Annotated in this window: 4 protein-coding genes; all 4 read left to right on the top strand. The window is 70.6% G+C overall.

The features are described 5' to 3' along the window. Positions 1 to 219 precede the first annotated feature (219 nt). Positions 220 to 3,759 (top strand): transcription-repair coupling factor, encoded by a 3,540-nt coding sequence (gene mfd, locus VET29_RS29790; protein ID WP_324926529.1) that lies wholly within the window; start codon positions 220 to 222, stop codon positions 3,757 to 3,759. Positions 3,760 to 3,783: 24 nt separating this feature from the next. Continuing rightward, positions 3,784 to 4,743, top strand: a complete 960-nt coding sequence (locus VET29_RS29785) for a SurA N-terminal domain-containing protein (RefSeq protein ID WP_324926525.1) — start codon at positions 3,784 to 3,786, stop codon at positions 4,741 to 4,743. Beyond that, positions 4,740 to 5,675: a MazG family protein gene (locus VET29_RS29780; protein WP_324926522.1), complete on the top strand. Its 936-nt coding sequence runs from the start codon at positions 4,740 to 4,742 to the stop codon at positions 5,673 to 5,675. Before VET29_RS29785 ends, VET29_RS29780 begins: the two co-directional genes overlap by 4 nt. Positions 5,676 to 5,968: 293 nt before the next feature. Continuing rightward, positions 5,969 to 9,127: S41 family peptidase (locus VET29_RS29775; protein WP_324926520.1), on the top strand; the 3,159-nt coding region annotated here is incomplete at its 3' end.

Genomic DNA, 9,127 nt, shown 5'->3' with positions numbered 1-9,127 from the left:
CCTGCCCCGCCCACCCGGGCCCGGCCCACCCCGTCCCCACCTGGCCCGCCCGCCCCCTCGCCCCCGCCCGGCGTTTCGTCGGGCAAGTCCCTCGTGTGGGCGCGCGACATGAAATCATTGGGTCGGTGCACGTAGGCTGGGTAGTGAGAACCCCTCCGCCGGGCTCGTCCCGGGCAGGGGTATGTCCGCGCGTGCTTCGAGGGGTTATTTCCAGTGTCGCTGTCCGGTCTGCTGCAAGCAGTGCTGCCCGACCCAGCCCTGACCAAGATCTCCGAGGCCGTGGGCGTCGCCAACCTGGAGCTGGAAGGCCCCACCGCCGTCCGGCCGCTGGTCACCGCCGCCCTGGCCACCCGCAAACCCGTACTGGCGATCACGGCGACCGGCCACGAGGCCGACGACCTGACCGCCGCCCTCCGTGACCTCATCGGGCCGGGCACCGTCGTCAGCTTCCCCTCCTGGGAGACGCTGCCGCACGAGCGACTGTCCCCGCGCGCGGACACCGTCGGCCGCCGCCTGGAGGTGCTGTACCGCCTCGGTGGTGACAGTCCGCCACAGGTCGTCGTCGCCACCGTGCGTAGCCTCATCCAGCCCATGGCTCCCGGCCTGGGCAAGCTTGAGCCCGTGCACCTCACCGTCGGTGACGAGCACGACTTCGACGGCCTGGTCGAACGCCTCGTCGAGCTCGCCTACACCCGCGTCGACATGGTCGAGAAGCGTGGCGAGTTCGCCGTCCGCGGCGGCATTCTCGACATCTTCCCGCCCACCGCCGAGCACCCCGCCCGCGTCGAGTTCTGGGGCGACGAGGTCTCCGAGATCCGTTGCTTCGCCGTCGCCGACCAGCGGTCGCTGCCGACCGAGATCACCGAGGTCAACGCCCCGCCCTGCCGCGAGCTGCTGCTCACCGAGGACGTGCGCCACCGGGCCATGGAGCTCGCCGAGGAGCACGCCGGCGACGCCCACCTCGCGGAGATGCTCGTCAAGCTCGCCGACGGCATTCCGGTCGAGGGCATGGAGGCGCTCATCCCCGTCCTCTGCGAGGGCGAACTCGACCTGCTCACCGACGTCCTGCCCACGGGCGCACACGTCCTCGTCATCGATCCCGAGAAGGTCCGCACCCGCGCCCACGACCTCGTCCGCACCGGCCAGGAGTTCCTCGAGGCGGCGTGGATGGCCGCGGCCGGCGGCGGCAAGTCACCACTCGACCTCGGCGCCTCGGCCTACCGCGAGCTCGGCGAGATCGCCACGCACGCCCGGGACACCGGCCACCCCTGGTGGACGCTCTCCCAGCTCACCACCCCCGGCGAGAACGTGGTCCAGCTCGACATCTCGGCCGTGGAGGGCTACCGCGGTGACGTCACCCGCGCGTTCACCGACCTCCGCGCCCACACCGCGACCGGCGGCGCCGCTGTGCTCGTGGTCCCCGGCGCCGGCACCGCTCGCCGCGCGGTCGAGCAACTGTCCGACGCCGACGTTGCGGCGACCTTCGCCGAGGACGGGCTGACCGAGCCACCCGCCGGCGGCGTCGTCACCGTCGTCCGCGGCGCCCTCGAGGAAGGTTTCCTCGCCCCGGAGCGGGCCCTGGTGGTGCTGACCGAGACCGACCTGACCGGCGGCCGGCACGGCACGTCCACCAGGGACCTCTCCACGAAGATGCCCTCCCGCAGGCGCAACGCGGTAGACCCGCTCGCCCTCAAGACCGGCGACTACGTGGTCCACGAGCAGCACGGCATCGGCCGCTACGTCGAGATGGTCCAGCGCACGGTCGGTGATGCGACCCGTGAGTACCTGGTTATCGAATACTCCTCCTCGAAGCGCGGCCAACCCGGTGACCGCTTGTTCGTTCCCACTGACCAGCTCGACCAGATCTCCCGCTACGTCGGCGGGGAGCTGCCCACCCTCAACAAGCTCGGCGGCTCCGACTGGAAGAACACCAAGGCCAAGGCGCGCAAGGCCGTCAAGCAGATCGCCGCCGAGCTCGTGCAGCTCTACGCCGCCCGCCAGTCCGCCCCCGGCCACGCGTTCGGCGCCGACACCCCGTGGCAGCGTGAGCTCGAGGATGCCTTCCCGTTCACCGAGACCCCCGACCAGATGGCCGCGATCGACGAGGTCAAGGCCGACATGATGAGTGGCGTCCCCATGGACCGTGTGATCTGCGGCGACGTCGGCTACGGCAAGACCGAGATCGCCGTGCGTGCCGCGTTCAAGGCCGTGCAGGACGGCAAACAGGTCGTGGTCCTGGTGCCCACCACGCTGCTCGCCCAGCAGCACCTCAACACCTTCACCGAGCGCATGGCCTCCTTCCCGGTCAACGTGAAGGGCCTGTCCCGGTTCACGCACGGTCCGGACGCCGACGCCGTCATCGAGGGCCTTGCCGCGGGCGAGGTCGACGTCGTGATCGGCACGCACCGCCTGCTGCAGACCGGCGTCCGCTACAAGGACCTCGGCCTCGTCATCGTCGACGAGGAGCAGCGGTTCGGCGTCGAGCACAAGGAGCACATCAAGGCGCTCCGCACCCACGTCGACGTGCTGACCATGTCAGCCACCCCGATCCCGCGCACGCTCGAGATGTCGCTCGCCGGCATCCGTGAGATGTCGACCATCCTCACCCCGCCGGAGGACCGGCACCCGATCCTCACCTACGTCGGCGGCTACGACGACAAGCAGGTCGGCGCGGCCATCCGCCGCGAGCTGCTGCGCGACGGCCAGGTGTTCTTCGTGCACAACCGGGTCTCCTCCATCGAGAAGGCCGCGCGCCGGCTTCGCGAGCTGGTGCCCGAGGCCAGGGTCGTCACCGCGCACGGCCAGATGAACGAGGACCGCCTCGAGAAGATCATCGAGGGCTTCTGGGTGCGCGAGTTCGACGTGCTGGTGTGTACCACGATCGTCGAGACCGGCCTCGACATCGCCAACGCCAACACCCTGATCGTCGAGCGCGGCGACCTGCTCGGTCTGGCCCAGCTCCACCAGCTGCGCGGCCGGGTCGGCCGCGGCCGCGAGCGTGGGTACGCCTACTTCCTCTACCCGCCGGAGGCGCCGCTCACCGAGACCGCCCACGACCGGCTCGCCACCATCGCCCAGAACACCGAGCTCGGCGCGGGCATGGCGGTGGCCATGAAGGACCTGGAGATCCGTGGCGCCGGGAACATCCTCGGCGCGGAGCAGTCCGGCCACATCGCCGGCGTCGGCTTCGACCTCTACGTCCGGCTCGTCGGCGAGGCCGTGGACGCGTTCCGCAAGCACGCGGGCGCCGAGCCGGGCGAGGAAGAGGAGGAGCTCCCCGATGTGCGGGTCGACCTGCCGGTCGACGCCCACATCCCGCACGACTACGTACCGGGCGAGCGGCTGCGGCTCGAGGCGTACCGCAAGATCGCCGCCGCGCCGGACGCCGACGGGCTCACCGCCGTCGAGGAGGAGCTGAAGGACCGCTACGGCGCGCCGCCGCTGCCGGTGCGCCGGTTGTTCGCGGTCGCCGGCTTCCGGCAGGCGTGCCGCGCGTACGGCGTCCGGGAGGTCGCGCTGCAGGGTAGCTCGGTCCGCTTCGCGCCACTGGAGCTGCGCGACTCGCAGACCGTCCGGCTGAAGAGGTTGTATCCCAAGGCCAACTACAAGGCAGTGAGCCAGTTGATCACCGTGCCGAGGCCGACCGAGGGCGCCGCGGGCGGCCGGATCGGCGCCCCGCCGCTGCGTGATGTCGAGCTGCTGGAATGGTGTGCGAAGCTCCTGGAGTCGCTCGTGATCGCCCCCGCGCCGGTGGGATAGGGGGCTGTGAGAGGGTTGGTGACCGTGACGAGTGTCCTCCGCCGTGTCGTAGCGCCGTTCGCCGCCGTGACCGCGCTGGTCGCGACGATGTCCGCGTGTGGGACCGGGCCAAGCCAGATCAATTCGGCAGTCATCATCGACGGCCACGTCATCTCGGTCGACGAGGTGCAGAGCCTGGTCGACAAGGTCGTGAAAGAGCCTGCGGCCCGCCCGCTCGCCGCGCAGCACAAGCTCGACCTCGTCGCGCGCGAGGCCGTGACGCAGCTGGTCAACCATCGCCTCATCGCCGAGGTGGCCCGGGAGGAGAACCTCCGGGTCGACGAGAGCCAGCTGTCGCAGCTGCGGCAACAGAACCCGCTCGCGCAGAAGCTCCCCACCGACGGGAGCGTGCCCACCGAGCAGCTGGTACCGATCCTCGTCGACCGGGCACGGGGCTTCGACGCGTACGCCAACGACAGCCTGCTGCTGATGGAGTTGGCGAAGAAGTACCTCGGCAGGGCCGAGGCCACGATCAGCGTCGCGGGCTTCAGCGACTTCGGCAAGGCCAAGGCGCTCGCGGAGAAGATCGCCGCCCAGCCGGACAAGGGCGCCGACCTCATGCGGTCGGCAGGCGCCGACGGAGAGCCGCAGCTGAACGTGAACACCGGCCCGACGATGCTGGCACTCCAGCTGCAGCTGCCCAAGCAGACGGTCCTCGTCGTCAACCAGCCGGGCACGGCGCAGAGTGCCGGCGGTTACTTCGTCGTGCAGGTGCTGTCGACGAAGGTCGCGTCGAGCCCGTCGCCCAACGCCGACTCCAGCCAGACGGACCCGAACCAGCTGCCGCTGTACGGCAAGTACCTGCTTCGTGAGCGGCTGACCGACAAGGGCATCCAGCTCAGCCCACGCTACGGCGCGTGGAACACCGCCGAGATGAAGGCCGTGCCCAAGTCGGAGGCGGACCTCACCGGCATGTTGCTGCTGCCGAAGAACGACAAGCAGTGACGGTAGCGACCGAGCCCGTCCCGTCGGGAGCGGTCGTCGTGCTGCTCGGGCCCGGTGGGTCGGTGCCGGCGGCAGCGGTGTCCCTGATCCGTGCGGCCAGCGCCGTGTACACGACGGCGGACGCGCCGCCGCCGGTCGCGCTTGCCGAGGAGGCACAGGCAGGTTCGGTCGTGTTGCTGACCGCGGACCTGGACGATCCCGCAGCGACCGCATTGCTGGCACACGACGCGCCGGTCGTCCGACCGGAGCCGGTGTACGGGGCCACCCTGTTGGACGCGGTCGCGGTGATGGACCGCCTGCGCTCGCCCGGTGGCTGTCCATGGGACGGGGAGCAGACCCACGAGTCACTGCGGCAGTACCTCGTCGAGGAATGCTTCGAGCTGCTCGAAGCCATTGAGGACGGCGACCGGGCCGCGCTGCGTGAGGAGCTCGGCGACGTCCTGCTGCAGGTCCTGTTCCACGCACGCGTGGCGCAGGAGTCGGCGGACACGCCGTTCTCCATTGACGACGTGGCCGCCGAACTGGTGGCGAAGCTGGTCGGCCGCCACCCACACGTGTTCGGCGGCGGTGACCCGGCGGTGCGGGACGCACGCTCGCAGGAGAATCGCTGGGAGCAGCTGAAGCAGCAGGAGAAGAAGCGCGAGTCCAGTGTGGATGGTGTGGCCATGGGTCAGCCGGCACTCGCGCTCGCGGCGAAGCTGGTGCAGCGCACGGCACGCGCGGGTCTGCCACCGGACCTGCTGCCCGGCTCGCCGCTGTTCGCCGCGGCGGCTCGGGCCAAGCTCTCCGGCGATGACCCGGAGGGCCTGCTGCGCGCGGAAGCCCGCCAGTTCGCGGCGGACGTCCGGGCCGCGGAGCAGGTGGCCCGCTCCGAGGGCCTGGACCCGGCCGGCATGGGCGAGTCGGACTGGCGTCGTTTCTGGCCACGCTGACGTCGGTGCTGGTGGCGTGCTGTGTTCGCGTCATGACCCCACGATGCAGTCCACCAATGGTCGTTGTCACGCCAGAAGCCGTGCGAAAGGGACTCTCGTACGACTTTCTCCGTCGGCGCGTCCGCAAGCGCTGCTCTGTTCGGTGATTCGGCCGCCAACTACGCCATGCGGCTCAGTTGAATGAGCGTCTCTACCTAGGCCGCGCTGCACGAAAGTCCCTTTCGCTCGGGTTCGTTCCAGGAAGTCGCCATTTTTCGGTGGCGTTGTCGGTGATCGCGGCTAACGTGGCGGCCGTGAACGACTCGTACCTCCGCTTTCCCCACCTCCACGGCGAACTCGTGACCTTCGTGGCCGAGGACGACGTGTGGCTCGCGCCGCTCGGCGGCGGCCGTGCGTGGCGGGTTTCCGCTGACCAGGTTCCGGTGCGCTCGCCTCGGTTCTCGTCCGACGGCACGCAACTGGCCTGGAGCAGTGAGCGTGACGTCGAGCCGGAGGTGCACGTCGCCCCGGTCGACGGTGGCCCCAGCCGCCGGCTCACCTACTGGGCCGACGCCAACACCGACGTGCTCGGGTGGGGCGCGGACGGTGAGGTGCTCGCCATCAGCACGGTGGGGCAGCCGAGCATCCGCCGTACGTGGGCTTACGCGGTCGACCAGGACGGCGCGTTCCGGAGGCTGCCGTACGGTCCGGTGTCCGGCATCGCGAGTGGGCCGGACGGTGCCGTCGCCCTGCTCAGCGCCAGCTCGCGGGAGCCGGCGTGGTGGAAGCGATACCGCGGCGGCACGGTGGGCAAGCTTTGGCTCGACGCCAACGGTTCCGGTGAGTTCACCAGGTTCCTGCCCGAGCTCGACGGCAACGTGCAGTCACCGATGTGGGTGGGTGACCGCGTCGTGTTCCTGTCCGACCACGAGGGCGTCGGCGACCTGTACTCGTGCCTGCCGGACGGGTCCGACCTGCGTCGCCACGCGGTCGACGCTCCCGGCGGGTTCTACGCGCGCAACGCCAGCACGGACGGCCGTCGGGTGATCTTCCACCGCGCCGGCCGGCTGTGGTTGGTCGACGGGCTGAACAGCGAGCCGCGGGAGCTCGACGTCCGGCTCGGCGGCCCACGTCTCGCCAGGACGCCGTATCCGGTGCGCGCGGCGGACGAGCTCGGTGACGTCGGACCGGACCACACCGGGCGGGCGAGCGTGGTCGAGGTGCGTGGCAACGTTCACTGGCTCACGCATCGCGACGGTCCTGTCCGTGCCCTGTCGGCCGAGCCGGGGGTGCGGGCCCGGCATCCACGCACGCTCGGCGAGCAGGTCGTGTGGGTCACCGACGCCGAGGGCGAGGACGCGCTGGAGATCGCGCCCGTTGACGGAGTGGCTGCGCCACCCCGCCGCATCGGTGTGGGCCGGCTCGGCAGGGTGCTGGAGTTGGCGGCATCGCCGGACGGGCGGCGGGTCGCGGTCGCCACGCACGACGGACGCCTGCTGTTGGCGGACACGGACAGCGGTGAGCTCCGCGAGTTGGTGCACACCACGGAGGGCGATCCGTGCGACCTGGCGTTCTCCCCCGACTCGTCGTGGCTCGCCTGGTCGCACCCCGGGCCGAACCCGCTGCGCCACATCAGGATGGCCAGCACGACGGATCTGTCCATTGTGGACGTCACGCCGTTGCGGTTCGTGGACACCGACCCGCAGTTCACGGTCGACGGCAAACACCTCGCGTTCCTGTCCGTGCGGAGCTTCGACCCGGTCTACGACACGCACGTGTTCGACATGTCGTTCCCGTACGGCTCGCGACCGCATCTGGTGCCGCTCGCGGCGACCACGCCGTCGCCGTTCTCGCCCCAGCTGCGAGGCAGGCCGGTCGAGGAGGAGCAGCCCGGCAAGGACAAGGACAAGGAGGGTGACGACGACGCGCCGCCACGCACCGAGGTCGACTTCGACGGGCTCGCCGAGCGGGTGGTCGCGCTGCCCGTCCAGTCCGCGCGGTACGGCGACCTGTACGCGGTGAAGAACGGTCTCGTGTGGCTGCGATATCCGCTGGCCGGTGTGCTCGGTCATGACGGGGACGGCGAGAACGACGACAAGACGGAGCTCGAGCGCTACGACTTCACCAAGCGCAAGCTGGAGACGCTGGCCGAGAACGTCGACGGCGTGTGGGTGACCGGCGACGGCGAGCGGCTGGTGATCCGTGCGGGCAGGCGGCTGCGGGTGCAGGCGGCGGACCACAAGTCAGACTCGTCGGACGACAGTGACGACGTCGTGCGGGTGGACCTGTCCCGGGTACGCGTGCAGGTAGACCCGTCGGCGGAGTGGCGCCAGGCGTTCGACGAGGCCGGCCGGCTGATGCGAGACCACTTCTGGCGGGCGGACATGAACGGCGTCGACTGGGCGGGTGTGCTCGACCGGTACCGGCCGCTGGTCGACAGCGTCAACTCGCACGACGAACTGGTCGACCTCCTGTGGGAGGTACAGGGTGAGCTGGGCACGTCGCACGCGTACGTGACGCCGCGGGGTAGCGGGGCGGAGCCCGCGCGACGACTGGGCTTACTCGGCGCGGACCTGGTGCGGGACGGCGATGTCTGGCGGATCGAACGGATCCTGCCCGGCGAGTCGTCGGACCCGCACGCGCGTTCGCCACTGCGTGCGCCCGGGGTCGCGGTCCGGGCGGGCGACGCGATCGTCGCCGTCGACGGCCGTCCGGTCGATCCGGTGATGGGGCCGTTCCCGTTACTGGCGGGCACAGCCGACAAGCCGGTGGAGCTGGTGGTGGCGCCGGGCGGCGGTGGTGCGAACCGGAGCGTGGTGGTGGTCCCGCTGCTGGACGACATGCAGCTGCGGTATCACGACTGGGTGGCGGGCCGGCGTGCGTACGTGCACGAGGCCGCCGGCGGGCGGCTCGGGTACGTGCACGTGCCGGACATGATCGCGAGCGGCTGGGCGGAGCTGCACCGTGATCTGCGACTGGAAGTCCGGCGCGAAGGGCTGATCGTCGATGTGCGGGAGAACCGGGGCGGGCATCTGTCCCAGCTGGTGGTGGAGAAGCTCGGTCGCAAGATCATCGGCTGGCAGATCACCCGGGACGGCAACGCGGCGGAGAGCTACCCGGCGGACGCGCCGCGCGGGCCGGTCGTGGCGGTGGCGAACGAGTTCTCGGGCTCGGACGGGGACATCGTGAACGCGGCGATCAAGGCGTTGGGGATCGGGCCGGTGGTCGGGACCCGGACATGGGGTGGGGTCATTGGGATCGACATGCGCTACCACCTGGTGGACGGGACTCTCGTGACGCAGCCGCGGTACGCCACCTGGATGCGGGGGCCTGGGTGGGGCGTGGAGAACTACGGCGTCGATCCGGATGTCGAGGTTGTGATGGCGCCACAGGATTACGCCACTGGGCGGGATCCGCAGTTGGACGAGGCGGTTCGGTTGGCGTTGGCCTCGTTGGAGGAGACGCCTGCGGCT

Source organism: Actinophytocola sp. (assembly GCF_035634895.1).
Taxonomy (GTDB): domain Bacteria; phylum Actinomycetota; class Actinomycetes; order Mycobacteriales; family Pseudonocardiaceae; genus Actinophytocola.
The sequence above is the reverse complement of the archived record's forward strand: the minus strand, read 5'-3'. Positions and strand labels throughout refer to the sequence as shown.